The following is a 19811-nucleotide window of genomic DNA, read 5'->3' on the forward strand; positions in this document are numbered from 1 at the left end:
GCGCATGATGGCGCTCCGGGGTGAGCTGTCCAACCCGCTGTTCCGCAACGCGTACGCCCTCATGATCAACGGCGGCCTGACCGGTGTCCTGGGGCTCGGCTACTGGCTCCTCGCCGCGCGGATCTACGACCCGGCCGAGGTCGGGCGGCAGTCCGCGCAGAACCAGGCGATGATGTTCCTCGGCGGGCTGACCGCGCTGAACTTCATCCTCATGCGGTTCATCCCCGAGATGGGCCCGCGCACCCGCGCCCTGGCGCTGCGCACCTACCTCGCCGGCGTGCTGGCGGCGGCCACCCTCGCCGTGGGGTTCCTGCTGACGCTGCGGTGGTGGGGCCCGTCGTTCTCGCGCCTGGCCACGCCGCGCCACGGGCTGTTCTTCGTGCTGGCGGTCGTGTCCTGGAGCCTGTTCACCGCCCAGGACGGCCTGCTCACCGGGCTGCGGCGGGCGACGTGGGTGCTGGGCAAGAACACCCTGTTCGCGTGCCTGAAGATCATGCTGCTGGTGGCCCTGGCGAGCTCGCTGCCGGGCGACGGGATCACGGTGTCGTGGGTGGTCTCCGCGGTGGCGGTGCTGCTGCCGGTCGAGGCGCTCGTGCAGCGTCGGCTCATCCCCCGGCACGTCGAGGACACGAGCGGCGACCGGCCGATCCCCTCGGGCGGGCAGATCGGCCGCTACCTCGCCGGTGACTACACCGGCACGCTCTTCTACTACGCGCTGTGCAACCTCGTGCCGGTCGTCGTCGCGACCACGCTCTCGGCGAGCGACAACGCGTACTTCTACATGTCCTGGGTGCTCGGCGCGACGGTCGACGTGCTCGCCGTGAACATGGCGATGTCGCTGACGGTCGAGGGCGCCTTCGACGCCGACGGGCTGGCCGTCGCCACCCGTTCGGCGATGCGGCGGATGGCGCTGATCCTCGTGCCGATCACCGCGGTGATCTTCTTCGCCGCCGAGCCCGGCCTGTCGCTGTTCGGTCCCGGCTACGCCGAGCAGGGCGCGCCGCTGCTTCGCCTGCTCGCGCTCGCGGCACTGCCGAAGGCGCTGATCGAGCTGTTCATCGGGGTGCTGCGGGTGCAGCGCCGGACCCGCCTCATCGCCCTGCTGCAGGCCGTGCGCTTCGCGGGCGTCCTGGCGCTCGTGCTCCTGCTCAGCGACCGGCACGACGTCGCCGGTCCCGGGTACGCCGTGCTGGCCGTCACCGTCGCGATCGCCGTCGCCGTGCTGCCCGCGCTGCTCCGCGCCGTCAAGCCGATCCCGGCCGCGCCGGTCTCCCTGCTGGAGGACGAGGACGACACGCTCGCCCAGCCCGTGCCGCTCGCCCAGTCGGGCGCCTCCGTGAGCATCGTGCGGGACGAGCCCGGCGAGCCCGGCGACGTGCCGGAGTCCGCCGAACCCGCGGGCCGGCGGCCGTGGGGGGCGTTGATCGCCTGGGCGCTGTTCCTGACCGGCCTCGGCCTCTACTGGGTGCCGCTGCGCCACGTGAACATGCTGCGCATGGACGGGTACGGCCTGGTGTCCGTGCTCCCGATCGCGACGTTCGTCGGCGGCGGGCTGCTCGTCGCGGCGTTCATGTTCACGCTCTGGCTGCGCCGCCAGTACCGCGTGCTGCTGTTCCTCCAGCTCGTCGCGATCATCATGTCGCTGCACGGCCTGGCGCCCGCCCTCGAGACGTACGCCCGGCCGGAGACGGCCTGGCAGCACAACGGGTTCGTGGAGTACATCAGCCGTACCGGCGCCGCCGACTACGCGCTCGACGCGCGGTTCAGCTGGCCGGGCTTCTTCGCGCTGATCGCCTTCGTCACGCGTGCCGCCGGGATTCACAACATCGAACCCCTCCTGCACTGGGCGCCGGTGGCCAGCCAGCTGCTCTATCTCGCGCCGATGTACCTCATCCTGCGCGTGATGCGGGCGAACTGGCGCGCGCAGTGGCTCGCCATCTGGCTGTTCGCCGCGGCCGACTGGGTCGGCCAGGACTACTTCTCGCCGCAGGGCTTCGGCTACCTGCTGTACCTGGTGTTCATCGGCATTCTGCTCAACTGGTTCCGGCCGCAGGCACGTCCGGCGGCGTGGGCGGCGGGCGGCGGAAAGCTGCGCTCGTTCGTCCGCGGCCCGTTCGCCCCCGGCGAGCGGCCGCCCGCCGCGAGCTCGGTCGGTGAGCGTACGGTCCTGCTGTTCGTGCTGGTCGCGGTGTTCGCCGTCACGACCGCCAGCCACCAGCTGACCCCGTTCCTGATCCTGTTCGTGTGCGGCGCGCTCGTGCTCGTACGACGGAGCACGCTGCGCGGCCTGCCGATCCTGCTCGGCGTCATGGCGGCCGCGTGGGTGAGCTTCATGGCCACGGCGTACTGGGCCGGGCACGTCGGCGACCTGTTCTCCGGCATGGGTGCGCTGCTGTCGAACCTCACCGGCGGCGTCGCGGGCCGGGTCAGCAACGGCAGCGAGAGCCTCGCGACCGTCCAGACCGGCCGGATCCTGATCGCCGCCACCGTCATGATCGTCGCCGCGCTCGGCCTGTTGCGGCGGCGGCTGCGGCGGATCGACGACCGGGTGGCGCTGGTCCTGCTGGCCGTGCCGTTCCTCGCGGCGGGCCTGCAGAACTACGGCGGCGAGATCGCCCTGCGCGTGTACCTGTTCGTGATCCCGGGCGCCTGCGTCCTGGCGGCGTACCTGTTCTTCCCCACGACGTTCACCGCCCCGCGCCGTACGCTCGCCGTGCTCACCGCGACCGTCTGCGGGCTCCTCATCGCCGGCGGCTTCCTGTTCGTGCGCTTCGGCAACGAGAACTTCGAGGAGGTGCACCCGGCCGACGTCCGCGCGTTCAACACGATGCTGAAGGAGACGCCGCGCGGCATGATCAACGTGGTGTGGCTGGCCGACCCCGCGGACGACGCCGGATACTTCCCGATGATGCCGTGGGGCGCCACGAAGATGGAGCACTTCGACTACTCCGCCGTGAAGGCACCGGCCGACCCGTCCGACCTGACGGACATCATGCACGCGCTGCTGGACCGGCCGGGCGGCTACTTCATCACGACGCGCGGCAACGAGGCGTACAACCACTTCAACTACGGCCTGCCGCTGTCGTACGCCGACCGCATGCGCGCCGCGCTGGCCTCCTCGCCGCAGCTGCGCCCGGTGACGGTGAGCGAGGACGCGGCCGTGTACGCGCTGCGCCAGCCGCCGCCGGGAGCGTCGGCGCCGCCGGCCAGGGCCCCGCACTTCGGCGTCCGGCACACGACGTGGACCCCGATCGGCCTGTGCGCCCTCCCGCTGCTGATCGTCATCCTGGTCGCCCGCGAGGTGCTGCGGATCCGGATCCGTCCCGGCGAGACGTGGCGCCTGCAGCCACTGACGGTGTGGTCGAGCTTCCTGGTCATCGTCCTCGCCGTCGTCATCGTCGAGCGATTCCTGATATTGGGGTAGTGATGCGCGCTCTGCTGCTGCTCGGCACTCTCGCGGTCGCCGGCCTGACCGGCGCGGCCCTCACGCTGGCCGGGGTACGGTCGCCGGTGACCGGCCCGCTGACGCTGGTCTTCGTCCTGTTCACGCCGGCGTTGTGCGTGGCGCTGCTCCTGAGCGGCCTGGACCTCCTCGCCCGCGCGATCGTGGCGGGCACGGCGTCCGTGGCGCTGGCGGGGGCGATCGCCGAGGTGATGCTGGTGACCGCGGGCTGGTCGCCGCGGGGTGGCGTCGTCGCGACGGCGATCGCCTGCGCGGCCCTCGGCGTCGCCGCCGTCGTGCTGCGGCGTCGCGTCCGGCCGGTCGAGCCCGCCACCGCCCCGCCTCCCGGGGAGCCCGCTCACGAATCCTGACCGGCCGGGAGTCCCCTTCTCTCGGCGATTCCCATAACGCTCATTTTCGGACATTGCGCGCTAGCTCGTACGATAAGCGGCTAGATCTCCCATTTCAGCAATTCGCTGCCCTTTGTTGTCATCTTACCTTGTGATTATCTTGCCGAGAAAGGGGCGGGGAATGCTATAAAGCACGGCACCGTTCCTGGACATTCAGGGAGTGCCGGTTCGTGAGGGCCATTGTGCCATTCCGACCAAAAAAGGAGACCGACGTGCTGAAGAAGACGTGCGCCATCGGTGGTCTGCTTCTCACCACCACCGCCGGCGCTCTGCTTACTAGCTCGCCCGCGTCTGCTCAGGTTCCAACGTGGGGCGGTGGTGGCTGCTGTGGCGCACACAGCTCCTTCCGTCACTTCTCTCGGCATCACAACCGCAACTGGAACGGCAACGAGAACTCGAACCTGAACCACATCCGGCTCCGTATCCACAACCGGAACAACAACGTCGCCGTCGCCACGAACGGCCGCGGTGACCGCCGCGATGACGGTCTTGGCCTGGGCATCGGCGGCGGGCTCGGCCTCGGGGGCCTCGACGGCTGACACAGGGACGACGGACGCCGCTGTCACTCCAGCCGCGTCGCGACTCTTTGCATGAAGCGGCCGACCGGCCGCTGAGTCGCCAAGTCGCCCGCGAACATCGGGCGCCGGGGTGACGACTCCGGCGCCCTTCGCTCGCCACCGCGAGCAACCGGACAGCCGATCTCGGCGGTAAGGGGGCGAACGTGCTCACAAGGACAAAGGCCTCTCTCCCGCCGGCCGTCGCCGCAGCCGCCGGCGCTCCGCTCACGAGCGCACCGGTGGACGCCCTGACGAATCTTCTTCAGGGCCGGCACGACCACGATCGTCACAGTCATCGCTCACACGGCCGGGACCGGAACCCGAACCGCGACCGGCACCGCCCCCGGATCCTCATCCGAATCCACGAATACAACGGCAACGGCAACCGGGCCCGGACCGTGATCGCCCGGCCCTGCCGTCGAGAAGTCCGGCCCGGAGTGCCCGCCGGGGATACGGACCCGATCGCGGGAGACCACCCGAGAGCCGGCACACGCGCCCCGGCACGGAACGCGCACGCGGGCAGCGGGACCGCAGGCGTGGCCGCGGGCCACCCAGGCAGTGCGACCGTAGGCACGGGCGCGACCTCGTGTCACCTGGGCGACGGGGCCCAAGGGTGACCGCGGCGCTCCCCGGAAGTGGGATCGCAGGCGCGGACGGCACACGCACCGGCACCGCCGGCGTAGACGCGGGTGCGGGTGCAGGCAGCACGGACCCGGGCGCCACCAGCGCGGGCGGCGCAGGTGTCGGCCGGGGACGCGACGGCGCGCCTACCGGGTGAGCACGGATCGGCGCACCAGGGACGATCACGCGCTCCGCCCTTCTCGTCGCCCGGCCGCCGGATCCATTTCATAAACTCCTGCAAATCTCGCTCAACCCATAGAATCCGCGTATATCGGGCGCCGGAGTAAATACTCCGGCGCCCTCGCACTTAGCGCTACGTAAGCTCTTTATAAACATCATCTTACCCGTCGATTATCTTGCCCAGAAATCACCGGGGAATGTTAGAAAGCGCGGCACTCCCGGAAAGATCCGAGAGCGTCTATTCGCGAGATTCATCGCACCGTTCCGACATAGAAGGAGATCGAACGTGCTGAAGAAGACGGCCGCAGCTGCCGGCCTGCTGATCACCGCAACCGCCGGCGTCCTTGTCACCTGCGCACCCGCGTTCGCCGCACCGACGCTCGCCGGACACTCCCAGACTCACCTGGTGATGAACCACAACAGGAACTGGAATGGGAGCGAGAACGAGAATCTCAACCACATCAGGCTTCGCCTCCACAACCGCAACAACAACATCGCCGTCGCCCGGACGCGCGGCAACAACCGCCGCAACGACGGCGCGGAGATCATCAGGCCTACGGACGGCGGCTGAGATCAGCACCACTAGGGACAAGTTGGATATCTCGGGGTAGCAGTCCGTGTATTCGCGGGCCGCCCCGGCCGGTTAACTCGCCCGCCTCGGAATTCGGGCACGGGCGCCACTTTCCCACGCTCTCATCGGCTTTGGTGGTTCGCACATTATTTACCACGCATCAAGCGTGAACCGCACTACCACTGGAGCATGAGGGAACGAAAGAAGAAGCGGCACTCCTCGCGCCACCAAGAGTGTCGGCCCGCGAAAGCCATCGCACCATTCCGAGAAAGAAGGATATCGATCATGCTCAAGAAGACGCTCACGGCCGGCGGTTTTCTCACCGTCACCGCGGCCGGGGCCATCATCGGCAGCAGCCTCCCGGCGCTCGCCCAGGCTCCGATGTGGGGGGGTGGCTGCTGCGGCGCTCACTCCCGCAGTCACATCTTCAATCACCACCGCAACCGGAACTGGAACGGGAGCGAGAACGAGGGCTTCAATCGAATCCGGCTCCACATCAACAACCGCAACAACAACATCGCCGTCGCGCGAACCAGCGGCAACCGTGATCCGCTCGACGGTCTCATCCTCGGCCGGTCCGGTGGCGACCCGGGCGGTCCGCCTCCTCCGCCTCGCGGCGGTCCGGGCGGTCCCGGCGGTCCTGGTGGTCCCGGCGGTCCGGGCGGTCCGGGTGGCGGTGGCGACGTCGGCGCTGACGGCGGCGTCGGAGCGCCCGAGTTCGCCGGGGTCGACACGACCGGCGAACCGCGCCGACGCGGTGACGCCCGCGGACGCGATGACGCCCGCGGTGACGCCCGCGGACGCGACGACGCCCGCGGTGACGCCCGCGGACGTGAGGATGTCCGGGGGGATGACGCCGGTCGCGCCGAGAACGCCGGTCGCACCGAAGAGCGCGGGCACGGCAAGAGCGCCGAACACGGCAGGAACGGCGAACACCGCAGGCGTCGCTGACGCGGCGAAGGACCCGGCGCGATCAGGGCGCAGCCGGCCGTTCGCCACCTGACCGATTTCGATCTTTATCGCCGCAGGCAGCAACCATTTGCTGCGGACCATATAAATGTGATGGCGGATACGGCACTCCAATACGCCGGAGCGCCGGTTCGTCAGAAGCCATCACGCAATTCCGATAACAAGGAGATACAACATGCTCAGCAAGACAACCCTGGCCAGCGGTCTGTTGGTCGCCACGGCGGCCGGCGTCGTGATGACAAGCGTTCCGTCGTTCGCGCAGGTCCTCACGGGCGGCTGCGGCTCCTCCTGCTCCTCATTCGGTCACGGCAACCGGAACAGAAGCTGGAACGGGAGCGAGAACGAGGGCTTCAACCACGTCCGGCTCCACCTCCGCAACCGGAACAACAACGTCGCGGTCGCGCGCACTCGGAATGAGGACCAGCGTCCGATCATCCTGGAGCGCCAGCAGGAGAAGGGCAAGTAATCGGTTCTCGTAAATCCGTAGGAAAGCGACTGGACCACGGGCTGATGGACGGTTCCGTTGATGCCCGGTCAACGGGTCACCGCCAACCGGCCTAATCGTCCGGTCCGGTGCCCACCAGAGGAATCAGGTCTGACCGCACCGGCAACTCGGCGCGGCGTATCTAAAATCAATGAGTCATCACGTACAGGGCGCCGGAGGCTCACTCCGGCGCCCTTCAATTTATTCCCTATCGCTCTTTGTTGTCATCTTACCCGTCGATCATGTTGCCGCGAAGGCGCCTGGGAATATTAGAAAATGCGGCGCTCATCGGAACAATAGGAGCGCCGGCTCATGAGGCTATCGCGCCATTCCGATCAAGAAGGAGACCTTAAGGTGCTTAAGAAGGAAAGCATCGTCACCGGGTTGCTGATCGCCGCAGCCGGCGGTGCCGTCGCCACCAGCGTGCCTGCGTTCGCGTCGATGCCCGCGTGGGGCGGTGGCGGCTGCTGCGCCAGCTCGCACTCCAGCTTCTTCCACCACGCCCGGAACCGGAACTGGAACGGCAACGAGTCCGACAACCTCAACCACATCCGGCTCCGCCTCCACAACCGCAACAACAACATCGCGGTCGCGCGCAACGACGAGGAAGACCGGCGCCCGCTCATCATTGAGCGCCAGCAGGAGAAGGGCAAGTAATCGAGGTCTGACGGCGGAACGACCGACGTAGCTGTCATACAGCCTCGTCAGTGACTCACGCCAAAAGAGCGGCCATGCGCCGCTGAGTCGCTAAACCGCCCACGTGGAATGGGCGTCGGGGTAACAACTCCGGCGCCCTTCCCGGAGCCTACCGAAAGGGCGCCTTCAAAAAAGCGCTGATTCACGAGCTCAAGGGCGGATCGAGCAATAAGGAGAACCGACGTGCTGAACAAGACAAGCGCCTATATCGGCCTGGTGATCGCCACAGCCGCCGGCGCCCTGCTCGCAAACTCGCCCGCGAATGCTCAAGTCGATCTCGTGCGCGGTTCGCATCACCATCGTCACCATGGTCACCACTTCCGGTTTCACCACCGCTCGCACAACCGGAACTGGAACGGGAACCACAACCGTCCCCGTATCTTCATCCGGATCTACATCTACAACAAGAACAACAACCGTGCGATCGCGGTAGCGCGGCCGGAGCGCGGACGCTTCTCGGACGCCGACCGGATCTCACGACGCCGCGACCCGGGTGGCCCAGGCGGTGGCCCAGGCGCCGGCCGGGCCGGTGACGCACGCGCTGTCCGGGGCGATGACGCTCGCGGCGCCCGCGGCGCCGACGCCCGCGATGGCCGGGGCATCGGAGCCAGCGAGGGAACCACTGATCGTCCGGCGGGCCGGAGCGACGCCTACGACCGGCGCGCGGCCGCCAGGGACGATGGCGGCACCCGCGCGAACACCGATCGGCAGAACGCCCCGCGCGACTACCAGGGTGCCACCGGCGCAGGCAGCCGGGGCAACGACGAGAGTTTCAGCGACGGTACTCCGACGTCCTGACGACGCCCCGCGCCGGCGAACGACCGGCGCAGACTGAGGAGCACCTACGCCTGACCAGCTGATTTTCGGGCGCCGGAGACCGACTCCGGCGCCCTACTCGATGTCTCGTTCTCCCCGTCCGCCGATGGGGATGGACGGCTCGCGAACGGGCTCAGGCGGAGACGCCCCGGGCCGGGTCGTCGGACTCGGAATCGCCGTGCGGAACGAGGACGCCCGTCTCGCCGACCGCCTTCGGATAGAGCAGGACGACGAGCACGCCACCGATGAGGGCGCCGACGAGCTGGGCGAGGACGAACGGTCCCACCGAGCCCGGAGCGATGCCGGTCGAGGTGTCACTGAGGGCCCGGGCGATGGTGACGGCGGGGTTGGCGAACGAGGTCGACGACGTGAACCAGCCGGCCGCGCCGATGTAGACGCCGACCGCCGCGGGGGCGAGGTTCGTACGGCCTGAGCGGGCCAAGGCGAAGATCAGGGCCACCAGGCCCGCGGTGGCGACCACCTCTCCCAGCCACAGGTGTCCGCTGAAACGGTCCTTCGACGAGGCGCTGACCGGCCGGAGCGCGAACATCACGTTGGCCAGGATCGCGCCACCGATCCCGCCGGCGATCTGGACCGGCAGGTAGACCAGCAGGTCCAGGCCGGACAGGCCACCGCGGGTCTTGCGGTCCAGCGCCCAGTCGATGAGGGAGACGACCGGGTTGAAGTGGGCACCGGACACCGGCCCGAGGAACAGGATGAGCGCGGTCAGCCCGGCCGCGCTCGCTGAGGCGTTCTCCAGCTGTGCCAGGCCCGGGTCGGACGACAGCCGTGCGGCCATGATCCCCGAGCCGATGACCACCGTGACCAGCAGTCCCGTACCGACGAACTCGGCCAGGGCCCGCCGCCACAGCCCCCCGCTCACCGCGCACCCGCCATCGCCGACATGTCAGTGCCTGCCCAGCACGCGCAGGCTGAGCCACAGCGTCAGCACCCCGGCGATCAGGCAGGCCGGCACGGTCAGCGCTCCGAGCCGCAGGAAGTCCCGTACGTCGGGTGGGTGGTCATGCGAGCGGAGAAGCTGGCGCCACAGGAGCGTGGCGAGGGAGCCGACATAGGTCAGGTTGGGACCGATGTTGACGCCGAGCAGGACGGCCAGCACCAGAGTCGGCGAGTTCGACACGAGCGGCACCAGGACGAGCGTCGTCGGCAGGTTGTTCAGCATGTTGGCGAGGACCGCGGCGATGACCGTGACGGTCAGCAGCCCGAGGAAGCTCCCGTGGTGCGGCACGATCCGGGCGACCAGTTCGCCCGCGCTGCTCCGCCGTACGGCGAGCACGACCAGGCCGAGTGCGATCACGAACAGCAGAAAGGCGGGATTGGTCGCGACGGCCATCGATCTGACCACGCTCAGGCGCTCGCCGGCCCGCAGTCCGCGCAGCCGCCGGACGGTGAGCACCCCGGCACCGGCCAGTGCGACCAGGCAGGGATGGATGCCGAAGGGCTGCAGCAGGCCGAAGCCGAGCAGGGTGAGGACGAGCACCACGATCGCCACCGTCGGTGCCTTCGTGCGCACCAGGGTCGACGAATGTTGCCGGGCATCGAGATCGGCCGCGAAATACCAGCGGAAGATCAGATATTCGACCCCGACGACCGCGGACCACGGGGCGATCATGAGCAGGCTGTAGTCGCCGAAGCTGAGCCCGCTGGCGGAGAACGCCAGCAGGTTCGTCAGATTGGAGACCGGCAGCAGCAGTGACGCGGAGTTCGCGAGGTGGATGCACGCATAGACGTACGGTCGCGGCCGGACGCCCGCCGTGGCGGCCGTCGCGAAGATGACGGGAGTCAGCAGGACGACCGTGGCGTCGAGGCTGAGCGTCGCCGTCACCGTCGCGGCTATCGCGAAGACCCTGGCCAGCAGGCGTTGCGGGGAGCCTCGGCTCCAACGGGCCGCCACGGCTCCGGCGTAGGCGAAGACGCCCTCGCGATCGGCCAGGTGGGCGAGGACGAGGACGGCCGCGAGAAACCCCACTGTCGGCCCGAGCGCACCCATCTCGTGCCAGGCCGCGTGCACCGGCACCAGCCCGAACGTCACGACCAGGACCGCCGCCGGCGCCGCGGCGGTGGCCTCCGGAAGACCTCCGGGACGGGCCACGACGAAGCCTAAGACCGCTATCAGGAGCACGATGGAAATCGCGGTGTTCATGTCGACCTCACGATCAGTCTCTGGGTCTGATCAATGCACCTGTCGCCCGAGCGACTCAAAACCACGGTCTTGCGGCGACCGCATTTGATGCGGGCAGGCTCGTACGCACTCGGGGCGTGTTGGATGAGACATCTGCGCGATTTTCAGTCACGACGCTTAACGGAGCTCTTAATGAGTTCGAGCCGAGCGCCCGTTCGCTTACGCCGTAACCGCAGACCTCTCCGGCGATGAACGTCCGTTTCTCTCCGTCTGATCGCCACACCCGTCCAATGGATGGCGACCCTCAGCATGTCCTCCAATGATTCTCAGGCTCCGCTCAAGTCTCTCACCTGCGAAGATCCTTCGAAACGGGATGCCCTACCTCACGGAAACCGCATTCGCCCCGCCGCGCCGATCGGCCGATCGCCGGACGGTACTTTCTCCGCGAAACCGGCCATGGACACCATGTCGCCCTATAGCCCGCCACACGGATCCCCCGATCCGCCATATAGCTCGGATATCGACCGCACAATCTGCCGCCGAAAAGCGACAAAAGGTACGCTCCGCGCCGACTTTGACGACAACTTTCAACCTGCCGTTTTATTTGGCCGGTGATGCTGCCCTGACTGATCTGGTCATGCACTTGTCGACAGTTAGTCATCTCGCCACCGCGGCAAACGCGACCCGACGGATCGCGCAGGCGATACGCCCGCGACCGGGGAAGATGATCGACGACGCGTGCGGGACCACGGCGGCCGGACGAGCCGCGACCGACCCCGGCGATCACGCCGCGAGAAGCCGCGACGGAACTCGGGGCGGCTCATAATATGCACTTAGGTCAGGGGATTAATGGCCACTAAAAAGCTCCCGGCGACACATTATGCCCCTTTTGTTATAACATGTACACCTCTTGCGTTCGATTATTTCACGCGTTCGCTTGCTTTCGCGCCGATTGATGTCAAATTGAAGGTATGGCAAGGCGGGGCGAGTGATCGACCGCAGACCGGGCATCTCCCCCAGGCCGGCCGGCCACATGACGGGTTCCTCGAATTGTCATTCCCGGAGCGCAGATGACTCACTGGAAAGCGCCACGTGAATCCGAAAACCCCGGCCCCCGCCCCGGACAGGTCCACGTCGGACCACCCCGCAAGCAACCTCCACCGCACTTCAAGACCTACGAAGGCCTCGAACACATCAGCCGGCAGCTCGAAGAGCTGGCCGACCAGGTGAGACGGCTGGCCGATGAGATCGCGAACCTCAGACTCGGCGGAGGCGAGGAATGAAGTCACGGGAGACGGTGGCAAGGATCCTGTCCTACGGGCGTTCGCTCATCCTGTGGATCGCCTGGGTGCTGCTCCTCGCGATCTGGGTCTCGACGCTGCTGCGGCACCTGGACGAACACGACTCGACTCCTCTGCTGCTGGCCATCACGACGGTCGCCCTCCTCGTGCTCCTGTCCTTCGCGGAGGGCATGGAGCTGGCGGTCGCGGACCTGCTCGACAAGGACGCCTCTCAGGTCAGCGACCGGCGAACGCGGGAACTCCTGAGCGCGATACAGCGGCGTTCGGGTTTCTTCTTCGCCCAGCGGCAGGTCTTCGTCGTGCTCATCGTGTCGTTCGCCAGCCTGGCGACCTCGTACGACTGGATCTATGTCCCGTTCTACGGCGAAACCCGTAATCACTCGGTGACCTTCTGGTTCAGCCTGTGCTTCGTGACGCTGACCGTGCTCTGGTTCTCCCAGGTCACCCCCAAGAGGCTGGCGGTCGCCAACTCCGAGGCCTTCCTCGGATACAGCAAGTTCGTGTGGACCGCGATCCGGGCCATCTCCCTCCTCGGCCTGCCCGGCCCCACCGACCAGCTGTTCGGGCTCGCCCGCAGGATCACGCCGTTCCGCCACGAGAGGATGCTGCTGCCGAGCAGGTCCGCGCACTACAACACCTCTGCCCACCTGTACGGCTTCGCCCTGGACAAACTGTCCACGAACCTGTCGATCGGGCGGAGCGGGGCGGCCACGATCCGCAAGAAGTTCCTGATCCTGTTCCTGTACGGACGCCACGCGCACGTGTACGGATACGTCGACAGCAACTCGATGTTCAGAAAGCCGCCGGTCATCACCCTGAAATCCATGCACGTGCTGCCGACGCCCGAACGCCTGGAGTCCATGACCGGCACGCTCGATGCGATCTTCGACGAGGACACCAGTGCCCTCAACCGGCTCGGCCTGAAGAACAGAATCTCCGAGTGGGTGGGCAGCGTCGACGTGTCGATCGAAGAATCGGACTGGGAAGGGAACGGCCAGCACGCGATCTGGCTGATCCAGGGGCAGCCCCTTCCGGAGAGCTGCTGGCCCGAGGCCGAGGACGACATGCCGGTCCGCCCCCTGGTGGCCTTCCTGTACGAGGTCGAGGCCGAATCCGACACGGGGGCGTTCGCCGAGCTCGATGGATGTTACATGTGGCAGGAGACCATCGGTCTGCCCTGCCGGGAGTACGACATCGCCGTCATGTCCGACCGCGAAGCCGACCTGGGCATCGCCATCCGTGAATGCAGAGTCGCCCTGGTCGGCCCCGGTACGGAAATCCCGGAGGAGACGGTGAAACTCACCCGCACCGCGGTCTCCGGAAAAGACCGATTGCGAGTCATCTACCCCGTCCAGGGGGCGGAGTACTCACTCTTGTGGTGGGAATTCAAAAGAGAATCGGAGAACTCCTGGTGATCGTAGATGGGTGAACGCCCCGTCAGCCGCGGAGATCCTCGTCGTGAGAGCTCCGCAGGAGCCGGGCGAAGACCCCGTCGGACGACGCCAGTTCGTCATAGGTTCCCTGCTCCGCGAGCCGGCCGTCCTCGAGCACGCAGATCCGGTCCGCGCTCCGCAGGGTGTCGAGCCGGTGGGCGACCTCGATGATCGTTATCCCCTCGAGCTCCTCGATCGCCCGTTGCACCGCGCGTTGGGACTCGTTGTCCAGCGCCGAGGTGGGCTCGTCGAGGAGGAGCAGGTCCGGCCGGCGCAGCAGCGCGCGGGCGAGGCAGATGCGCTGCGCCTGGCCGCCCGAGAGACTGTCGCCCCGCTCGTGCACGAGCGTCTGGTAACCGTCCGACAGGTTCTTGATCACGTCGTGGACGTTGGCGCGGCGCGCGGCGTCTTCGACCTGCGAGGGTATGACCTCGTCTTCGAGACCGAACACGATGTTGTCGTAGATCGTGCCCCGGTAGAGGAAGTAACGCTGGCTCACGTAGCCGACGCGTCTGGCCAGTTCCGCCCGGCTGTAACTCGACAGCGGCACGCCGAAGAGCTCGATGTCGCCGACATAACCGTGCTGGAGCCGGTCGATTATCTTCAGTAACGTCGACTTTCCGCAGCCGGAAGGTCCGGCCAGCCCGACGCGCTCACCGGATCGGACGGAGAGGCTGACGCCGTCGAGCACTCGGCTGCCGTCGCCCCCCGGGTAGGAGAACATCACGTCGCGCACCTGCACGACCTCGTCGCAGAACGCACCGGCGTTGGGCCCCTTCACCCCTGCTCCGACCGGTACGGCCTGGCGGGCGGCTTCGCGCACGACCGCGCGGCGGTTGCTCACGCTGAAGCTGACGTCCTTGGGCCGATCGAGCAGGTTGGCGAGGTCGCGCGCCTGCTGTCCGCTCTCGGCGGCCTCGTCCAGCATGCGGTGAAGGTCGCGCAGCGGAGCGATGATGTTGTTGAAGAGCAGCGCGTAGGCCAGCACCTCGCCCGGCCCCAGCCGGCCGACCGTCACGAGCCCGATCGCGAAGCTGAGGACGAGGACGTACCACAACGCCTCGTTCGCGTATTTCGCGGCGTCGAACCATGCCATCGCGCGGTGGTGCCGCATCTCGGCGCCCCGCAGCTCGCCCGCCGAAACGGCCACGCGCGCGCTGAAGTAGTCCTGCGCGTTGTAGGCCCGCACGGTCTCCAGCGCGGGGAGCAGCTCGACGACCTGGCCGTCGATCTCCTCTTTGTGGTTGCGGACCGCGACGCGTATGCCGGCCTGGCTGTGGATCTGCCATCGGACCAGGAGCAGCCCGGTCGGGATGACGCACGCCATGACCAGCGCCACGCTGACATTGCGGCTGAAGGAGATCGCCACGGCGGCGAGCGCCAGAGCCCCGGTCGGCAGGAAGTCCATGAAGCTCAGCTTCAACAGCCTGGTCGAACCCTCGATGCCGCGGTTGATCCGACCGTAGATACCGCCGATCTTGCCCTGCTGAACGTAGCTGAGGTCCTGGTGAAGGACGTGCTCGTACGCCAGCTCGCGAGTATCGCGTTCAAACGCCGTCGAGACCGACTCGACGAGCTGTCTGCGGATGACCTGCAGAAGCTGTGTTATCAGCAGCACGGCGGCGACGGTGATCAGTCCGGTGAGGAGAGCCCGATGGATGACGTGCGGTTGTGCCACGACCTTGTTCACGAGCTGGCCCAGCACGACGGGCACGATCGCGGTGAGAAACGCAGAGGCCAGCATCGCCACCGCTGCCATCGCGAGGAAGACGCGCTGCCTCACGTGCAGCTGGCACAGCGCACGCCAGGCGAGCCGAGCCGCGCTTATCTCCGGTGATCCTCTACTCTTGCGCATATAAATGCTCCCCTCAAATGCGATACATAATGAGCACATATATGACGGCGACTATGAATTGAATCGATGCGTTGAGCAGGCCCCATGGCAGGTAGGCGCGTGCCGTGAACGCGACCGGCCGTCCGCTGTCGTCCCGTAGCCCGGCGCTCTGGACCTTGCGAGCGATCAGCGGCCCGGCGGTCGCGGACCACAGGAGGGCGCTGGAACCGGCGCAGATCGCGCCGGCGAAGGCCACGGCCAGCAGGTTGCCCTTCCCCGCGAGCACCGCGCCCGGCGCTACCAGGGCCTGGCAGAGCGGCAGCAGCGTGGCCGCCGTCGGCCCGGCCGACAGGAAGGCGGTCATGACCGCCACGACCGCCATGAGCGCCACGATCATCAGCGTCGGCGTGTGGAGATGGTCCTGGAGCAGGCGCGCCAGGAACTGGAGGAGTCCCGTCGTCGACAGATAGGTCGCGCCGGCCAGGAACGCACCGATCTTCAACGCGGGGTACAGATCCGCGGCGTCCACGCGTGCGGCCGACCGCACCCGGGGAGCGACGACCGAGCCGAGGGCCGCGCCCGCCCACGCGACGACCCACGGCGGGACGGAGTGCAGGAAGACCCAGCCGCCGAACATGCCGGCGAGAACGGCGAGGAGCGCGAGCAGCGAGCGCTTGTCGACCTGCGCGTGCCGGTACCGCGCCTGCAGCAGGACGACCCCCGCGTCCTGAAGATCGGTGTTCGCGCCGGCCGCTCCCGCCCTCGGCCGTAGCAGGGCCAGGTAGAGGATCAGAAGCGTGCCGGCCGTCAGGATCGCGAACAGCGGGAACGCGAGCGCCAGGTACGAGTTGAAGCTGGTGATGCCCGACGCGAGGATCGTCAGTGCCGGGAAGTCGCCGACCGGCGTGCTCGCACCCGCCAGGTTCACGACCGTCATCACGCAGGCGAAGTATCCGACGAGGTAGCGACGGTCCGCGCTCAGGGTGCGCAGGAGCACCAGGAGGATGGGCAGAACCAGCCCGACGTGGGTGAGGTTGTTGCCCATCGCACACGTCGCGATCAACACGATCACGCTGGTGACGAGGGTCATGCCACGGCTCGCCCGCCCCCATCGGGCGAGGCGTACGGCGAGCGCGCTGGCCACACCGGTGCCGATCACCATCGCCGTGTAGAACTCGAGTGCGATGAAGATCGCCAGAATCTCGAACGGGAAGCGCCGTGCCGCGTCGGCGACATGACCGATGTGAGCCGCCGAGAGTCCCGCGATGACCACCGTGACCACGGCGAGCGGCAGGAAGGGGTTCTCCACAAGAGCCGAGAACCGTCCGCCCTGCGGCGAGGCGCTCTGCGGACGCGGTTGCCGTTCCGATGGCAGAAGGGTCACCGTCATGACGCTCGCCTTCCGCTCTCCAGATCCGTCGGAGCAGAGGAGTACACGTGGGTGAAGTACTTGTGCGTCCAGATGGCCGGCCAGCCGGCGGGTACGGCGGCCGGGTCGCCGTCGGTGGGATCGATGAGCACAACTTCACCGCGTACACGACTGTCGAAGTAGCTGAGGAGCGGGCGCACGGCAGGCGCCACGTAGCTGAGGCCTGACACGTGAAGTCCAAGCGTGAGGAGAGCCGGGCAGGACCCGCGAGGTGTCGGGAGCTCGGGCGCCATCACCACGTTGGCGTCGAGCCCGCGAGGGATGTTGCCGCGGACCCCGGACGCGACCTCGTTCGTGCATCCGGCGTCGAGCCAGATCGTCACGGGCGGCGGCGCCGGCGCCGTGTCGGCGAGGGCCTCGAGCAGTACCTGTTCGGGACCGGCCACCAGGAGGTGGCCGATCCGGCAGTCCGCCATGAGCTTGGCGAGCACGCTCGTGATCCGGGTACGGAAGTCGCGGCCGATGGCGGGATGCGCGGGAAGGCCGATCTGGGGCCTTCCCTGCAACTCGTAGGCCACGGTGAACGGTCCCAGGTGTTGAACGTGATCGACCAGGCTCTGGGGAACAGACGTGGCCGGGAACATCAGAACGTCGCCGCGTTGTCAGGTGGGCGCTCCTGCTTCGGGGCCTCGTGCCCGTTTGCCTGCCAGCGCTCGAGCTGAAGCCGGACGAGCAGGTCGACGATCACGCGCATCTCGTCCGGCGCCCGGTCCAGCACGAGGCGCGCCGTGTGCGCCACGTCCTCATCGCCGAGGACGGCGACCAGTGAGTCGAAAGACGGGCCCGGATATCCCCATGGCGCGCCGGGATGGGGATGAGGGTGGGGATGCGAATCGTACTGCGGCGGGTGTACGTGACGCGGAATCTCGTGAGGCGGCGGGTAGCCGGGCCCTTGCTGCGACGGACGAGGCATCATTTCTCCTCACATGGCGGTTTTCACATACTGGTTCGCTGATATCACTGAATGTTATTCATGCGTCAAGGTAGCTGTCAACCTGATGCGCGCTTTTGTCAATTGATTGACAAGGCTTTTGTTCGCCACGATATCGCCAACTCACGGTGAAGTTTTGTTGGGAATTATCTAGCGGCGAAATGGCCGTACGGGACGTTGGCCGTGGTGGGGCGGGGCCGGCGGCACCGCGGTTGCGCCCGGGACGTCAGGACGTCGGCTCGTCCTCGGCGCCGGGGGCATGTCGCCCCTGGTCGGCGGCTGTTCTCTGGTCGAGCTGGAGCCGGATGAGCAGGTCCACGATCACGCGCATCTCGTCGGGCGCCCGGTCCAGCACGAGCCGTGCCGTGTGGGCGGCGTTCTCGTCACCGAGCACGGTGACCAGCGATTCGTGCGACAGCCCTGGATAGCCCCACGGCATGGCCGCGCCGGGGTGTGGATGAGGATGAGGATCGTGCTGCTGCGGGTGGACGTGACGCGGACGCATGTGAGGCGGAGTAAAGCCGAACCATCGCTGCAACGGACGAGACATCATCACTCCTCAGATTGCCGATCCCTTCAGGTTGCCGGTGTCACTGACGGTATGGCCGCTCACCGCTCCTGCCAAACCACCGAAGACATCCATTAGCAGATTGACAATCTCTTCTCTTGCCATGTTGCGCTCAGTCAGAATCGGGTTACTGTTGAGAAAACACGGGGGTGAGGAAATGAAGTCCGAGATGTCCGAGTGGGTCACTGTCGTCGGAGCCGCGTTGCGCGAGCGGCGTGTGAGCAACAACGCGGCGGCTCAGATGGTGGGTGTCAGCCCGGCGACGTTCGCCGCGTGGATGAGCGGGGCCACGCGGCCGAACGTCGAGGCCCTGCCGGCGATCGCCAAGGTCTCGGGCCTTGCGCTGTGGCGCCTGCACGAGCTCGCCGGTTACCTCCCGGAGAACTACTCCCCGGCCGTCATGGCCACGCAGGCGATCGAGTCGCAGCAGCGCCTGTACGCGGACGTGCGGCGGTGGTCCGAGCAGGCGCTCACCGCCTCCGGTCTCGGCGCCGCCGCCCGCGCGGCCGGCCTGATCCTGCAGCGGGACCCCGGCTGGCAGGTGACCATCCGGCCCGAGCTCCGCGGCATCGAGCACGCTCTCGCTCCGCACACGGTGATCGGGCTCGAGCGGTCCCGGCCCAGCGGCGAGTCCCTGCTCGCACTCCGGCAGAAGATCGAGAACGACCTCGGCGCGGCCTTGGCCGCCCTGGGCGTCATCTGGCGTCATCACGACGTCCCCGGCTGGCGGGAACGCCCGGCCCTGCTGCTGGAGGTGCCCGAGGACGAGCAGACACGCGGGCGGGGGCTCGCCCCGATGACCGACTTCCCGAACACCATCGTCACTCTCGGGATCCCCTGGACCCACGCGGAGCTCGTCGGCTCGCTCATCGCGGACGCGATCGACTACGGCTACCGCAACATGAAGACCGACGCGTGTGCCGAGGCGGGCCTGCTCATGGGGGCCGACCAGGAGACGGTCGGCCGCGCCGCCGCACAGATCTTCACGGCTTCGCTGCTCCACCCTCGCAGCCGGCTGCTCGACCGGATGGTCTGGTCGTGCGCCTTCCCGGACGCGCTCACCGACGTGCCGCAGCTCCTCCCCCGCGCCGACCACGAGACGTTCGTCATCTACGTCCGCGTCGGGCCGCAGCTCGTCCAGCGCTCGGCCGAGGTCTCGGGCTACGACCCCGACAAATGCCTGCTGACCGCGAAGAAGCTGGAGAGCGCCTGCGAGGAACTACCGACCCAGCGCGGCATGATCGTCGACATCTCCGACGCCCGGGTCTTCAGCGACAACGACTTCGAGCTCTTCCAGCACAGGATGACCGATGCGGCCGTCGACGCCGCCCTGACCTGCCTGCGTCACCTCCTCCAGATCCGGAACCTGCCGGAGCCCAGGAAGTGGCACGGCTACCTCGGCCGGATCTGATCGCGGCGAGCGCTC

The 19811-nt window shown here is 67.6% G+C and carries 18 protein-coding genes; 10 read left to right on the forward strand and 8 right to left on the reverse strand.

Annotation, left to right across the window (positions count from 1 at the left end; all coding sequences use genetic code 11):
- Nucleotides 1-4 precede the first annotated feature (4 nt).
- The 4 genes from ABEA10_RS30490 to ABEA10_RS30505 all read left to right on the forward strand — a co-directional run bounded on the left by ABEA10_RS30490 (nucleotide 5) and on the right by ABEA10_RS30505 (nucleotide 5781).
- A complete protein-coding gene (locus ABEA10_RS30490; RefSeq protein ID WP_345469758.1) occupies nucleotides 5-3424 on the forward strand; it encodes a polysaccharide biosynthesis protein in 3420 nt (1139 codons plus the stop codon).
- Between the two features lie 2 nt (nucleotides 3425-3426).
- On the forward strand, nucleotides 3427-3813 hold the full coding sequence (locus ABEA10_RS30495) for a hypothetical protein (RefSeq protein WP_345469760.1): 387 nt from the start codon (nucleotides 3427-3429) through the stop codon (nucleotides 3811-3813).
- Between the two features lie 251 nt (nucleotides 3814-4064).
- Nucleotides 4065-4391 (forward strand): hypothetical protein, encoded by a 327-nt coding sequence (locus ABEA10_RS30500; RefSeq protein WP_345469762.1) that lies wholly within the window; start codon nucleotides 4065-4067, stop codon nucleotides 4389-4391.
- Between the two features lie 1105 nt (nucleotides 4392-5496).
- The gene (locus ABEA10_RS30505) at nucleotides 5497-5781 is read left to right on the forward strand and encodes a hypothetical protein (protein ID WP_345469764.1); all 285 of its coding nucleotides are present in this window, start codon (nucleotides 5497-5499) and stop codon (nucleotides 5779-5781) included.
- A 150-nt stretch (nucleotides 5782-5931) separates the two neighbouring features.
- On the opposite strand, the gene ABEA10_RS30510 is transcribed toward ABEA10_RS30505, so the two are convergent.
- Nucleotides 5932-6834 carry a hypothetical protein gene (locus tag ABEA10_RS30510; RefSeq protein ID WP_345469765.1) on the reverse strand — a complete coding sequence of 301 codons (903 nt, stop codon included), beginning with the start codon at nucleotides 6832-6834 and terminating at the stop codon, nucleotides 5932-5934.
- A gap of 91 nt (nucleotides 6835-6925) precedes the next feature.
- On the opposite strand from ABEA10_RS30510, the gene ABEA10_RS30515 reads away from it, so the two are divergent.
- The 3 genes from ABEA10_RS30515 (at nucleotide 6926) to ABEA10_RS30525 (ending at nucleotide 8728) form a co-directional block, all read left to right on the forward strand.
- Nucleotides 6926-7216, forward strand: coding sequence for a hypothetical protein (locus tag ABEA10_RS30515; protein WP_345469766.1), 291 nt, complete (start codon nucleotides 6926-6928; stop codon nucleotides 7214-7216).
- A gap of 372 nt (nucleotides 7217-7588) precedes the next feature.
- The gene (locus ABEA10_RS30520; RefSeq protein WP_329244153.1) at nucleotides 7589-7891 is read left to right on the forward strand and encodes a hypothetical protein; all 303 of its coding nucleotides are present in this window, start codon (nucleotides 7589-7591) and stop codon (nucleotides 7889-7891) included.
- Nucleotides 7892-8113: 222 nt separating this feature from the next.
- Nucleotides 8114-8728, forward strand: coding sequence for a hypothetical protein (locus ABEA10_RS30525; RefSeq protein ID WP_345469769.1), 615 nt, complete (start codon nucleotides 8114-8116; stop codon nucleotides 8726-8728).
- A 151-nt stretch (nucleotides 8729-8879) separates the two neighbouring features.
- Here the strand turns inward: ABEA10_RS30525 and ABEA10_RS30530 are convergent, their stop codons facing one another.
- Nucleotides 8880-9629 (reverse strand): aquaporin, encoded by a 750-nt coding sequence (locus ABEA10_RS30530; protein ID WP_345469771.1) that lies wholly within the window; start codon nucleotides 9627-9629, stop codon nucleotides 8880-8882.
- Between the two features lie 24 nt (nucleotides 9630-9653).
- Complete coding sequence (locus ABEA10_RS30535) at nucleotides 9654-10910, reverse strand: SLC13 family permease (RefSeq protein ID WP_345469773.1); 1257 nt, start codon at nucleotides 10908-10910, stop codon at nucleotides 9654-9656.
- Nucleotides 10911-11959: 1049 nt separating this feature from the next.
- Between ABEA10_RS30535 and ABEA10_RS30540 the strand changes: the two genes are divergently transcribed.
- Complete coding sequence (locus ABEA10_RS30540) at nucleotides 11960-12172, forward strand: hypothetical protein (protein WP_345469775.1); 213 nt, start codon at nucleotides 11960-11962, stop codon at nucleotides 12170-12172.
- On the forward strand, nucleotides 12169-13605 hold the full coding sequence (locus tag ABEA10_RS30545; protein WP_345469777.1) for a CNNM metal transporter family protein: 1437 nt from the start codon (nucleotides 12169-12171) through the stop codon (nucleotides 13603-13605). Before ABEA10_RS30540 ends, ABEA10_RS30545 begins: the two co-directional genes overlap by 4 nt.
- A 22-nt stretch (nucleotides 13606-13627) precedes the next feature.
- Here the strand turns inward: ABEA10_RS30545 and ABEA10_RS30550 are convergent, their stop codons facing one another.
- The 5 genes from ABEA10_RS30550 to ABEA10_RS30570 all read right to left on the reverse strand — a co-directional run bounded on the left by ABEA10_RS30550 (nucleotide 13628) and on the right by ABEA10_RS30570 (nucleotide 18322).
- Nucleotides 13628-15478, reverse strand: a complete 1851-nt coding sequence (locus ABEA10_RS30550) for an ABC transporter ATP-binding protein (RefSeq protein WP_345469778.1) — start codon at nucleotides 15476-15478, stop codon at nucleotides 13628-13630.
- Between the two features lie 13 nt (nucleotides 15479-15491).
- Nucleotides 15492-16847 carry an SLC13 family permease gene (locus ABEA10_RS30555; protein ID WP_345469779.1) on the reverse strand — a complete coding sequence of 452 codons (1356 nt, stop codon included), beginning with the start codon at nucleotides 16845-16847 and terminating at the stop codon, nucleotides 15492-15494.
- Nucleotides 16844-17404: a hypothetical protein gene (locus tag ABEA10_RS30560; protein WP_345469781.1), complete on the reverse strand. Its 561-nt coding sequence runs from the start codon at nucleotides 17402-17404 to the stop codon at nucleotides 16844-16846. Before ABEA10_RS30560 ends, ABEA10_RS30555 begins: the two co-directional genes overlap by 4 nt.
- Before the next feature lie 65 nt (nucleotides 17405-17469).
- Nucleotides 17470-17625, reverse strand: a complete 156-nt coding sequence (locus ABEA10_RS30565; RefSeq protein WP_345469783.1) for a hypothetical protein — start codon at nucleotides 17623-17625, stop codon at nucleotides 17470-17472.
- A 418-nt stretch (nucleotides 17626-18043) separates the two neighbouring features.
- A complete protein-coding gene (locus ABEA10_RS30570; protein ID WP_345469785.1) occupies nucleotides 18044-18322 on the reverse strand; it encodes a hypothetical protein in 279 nt (92 codons plus the stop codon).
- A gap of 220 nt (nucleotides 18323-18542) precedes the next feature.
- On the opposite strand from ABEA10_RS30570, the gene ABEA10_RS30575 reads away from it, so the two are divergent.
- The gene (locus ABEA10_RS30575) at nucleotides 18543-19796 is read left to right on the forward strand and encodes a helix-turn-helix domain-containing protein (protein ID WP_345469787.1); all 1254 of its coding nucleotides are present in this window, start codon (nucleotides 18543-18545) and stop codon (nucleotides 19794-19796) included.
- Nucleotides 19797-19811 lie beyond the last annotated feature (15 nt).

Origin of the sequence: Actinoallomurus oryzae, from assembly GCF_039541955.1 — a bacterium.
GTDB classification, from domain to species: domain Bacteria; phylum Actinomycetota; class Actinomycetes; order Streptosporangiales; family Streptosporangiaceae; genus Actinoallomurus; species Actinoallomurus oryzae.

Excerpts from the sequence above, each read along its gene's own strand:
- ABEA10_RS30490 (WP_345469758.1), top strand. The coding sequence starts at position 5 with ATGATGGCGCTCCGGGGTGAGCTGTCCAACCCGCTGTTCCGCAACGCG.
- ABEA10_RS30495 (WP_345469760.1), top strand. The coding sequence starts at position 3,427 with ATGCGCGCTCTGCTGCTGCTCGGCACTCTCGCGGTCGCCGGCCTGACC.
- ABEA10_RS30510 (WP_345469765.1), bottom strand. The coding sequence starts at position 6,834 with ATGGTCCGCAGCAAATGGTTGCTGCCTGCGGCGATAAAGATCGAAATC.
- ABEA10_RS30515 (WP_345469766.1), top strand. The coding sequence starts at position 6,926 with ATGCTCAGCAAGACAACCCTGGCCAGCGGTCTGTTGGTCGCCACGGCG.
- ABEA10_RS30535 (WP_345469773.1), bottom strand. The coding sequence starts at position 10,910 with ATGAACACCGCGATTTCCATCGTGCTCCTGATAGCGGTCTTAGGCTTC.
- ABEA10_RS30540 (WP_345469775.1), top strand. The coding sequence starts at position 11,960 with ATGACTCACTGGAAAGCGCCACGTGAATCCGAAAACCCCGGCCCCCGC.
- ABEA10_RS30545 (WP_345469777.1), top strand. The coding sequence starts at position 12,169 with ATGAAGTCACGGGAGACGGTGGCAAGGATCCTGTCCTACGGGCGTTCG.
- ABEA10_RS30550 (WP_345469778.1), bottom strand. The coding sequence starts at position 15,478 with ATGCGCAAGAGTAGAGGATCACCGGAGATAAGCGCGGCTCGGCTCGCC.
- ABEA10_RS30555 (WP_345469779.1), bottom strand. The coding sequence starts at position 16,847 with ATGACGGTGACCCTTCTGCCATCGGAACGGCAACCGCGTCCGCAGAGC.
- ABEA10_RS30570 (WP_345469785.1), bottom strand. The coding sequence starts at position 18,322 with ATGCGTCCGCGTCACGTCCACCCGCAGCAGCACGATCCTCATCCTCAT.
- ABEA10_RS30575 (WP_345469787.1), top strand. The coding sequence starts at position 18,543 with ATGAAGTCCGAGATGTCCGAGTGGGTCACTGTCGTCGGAGCCGCGTTG.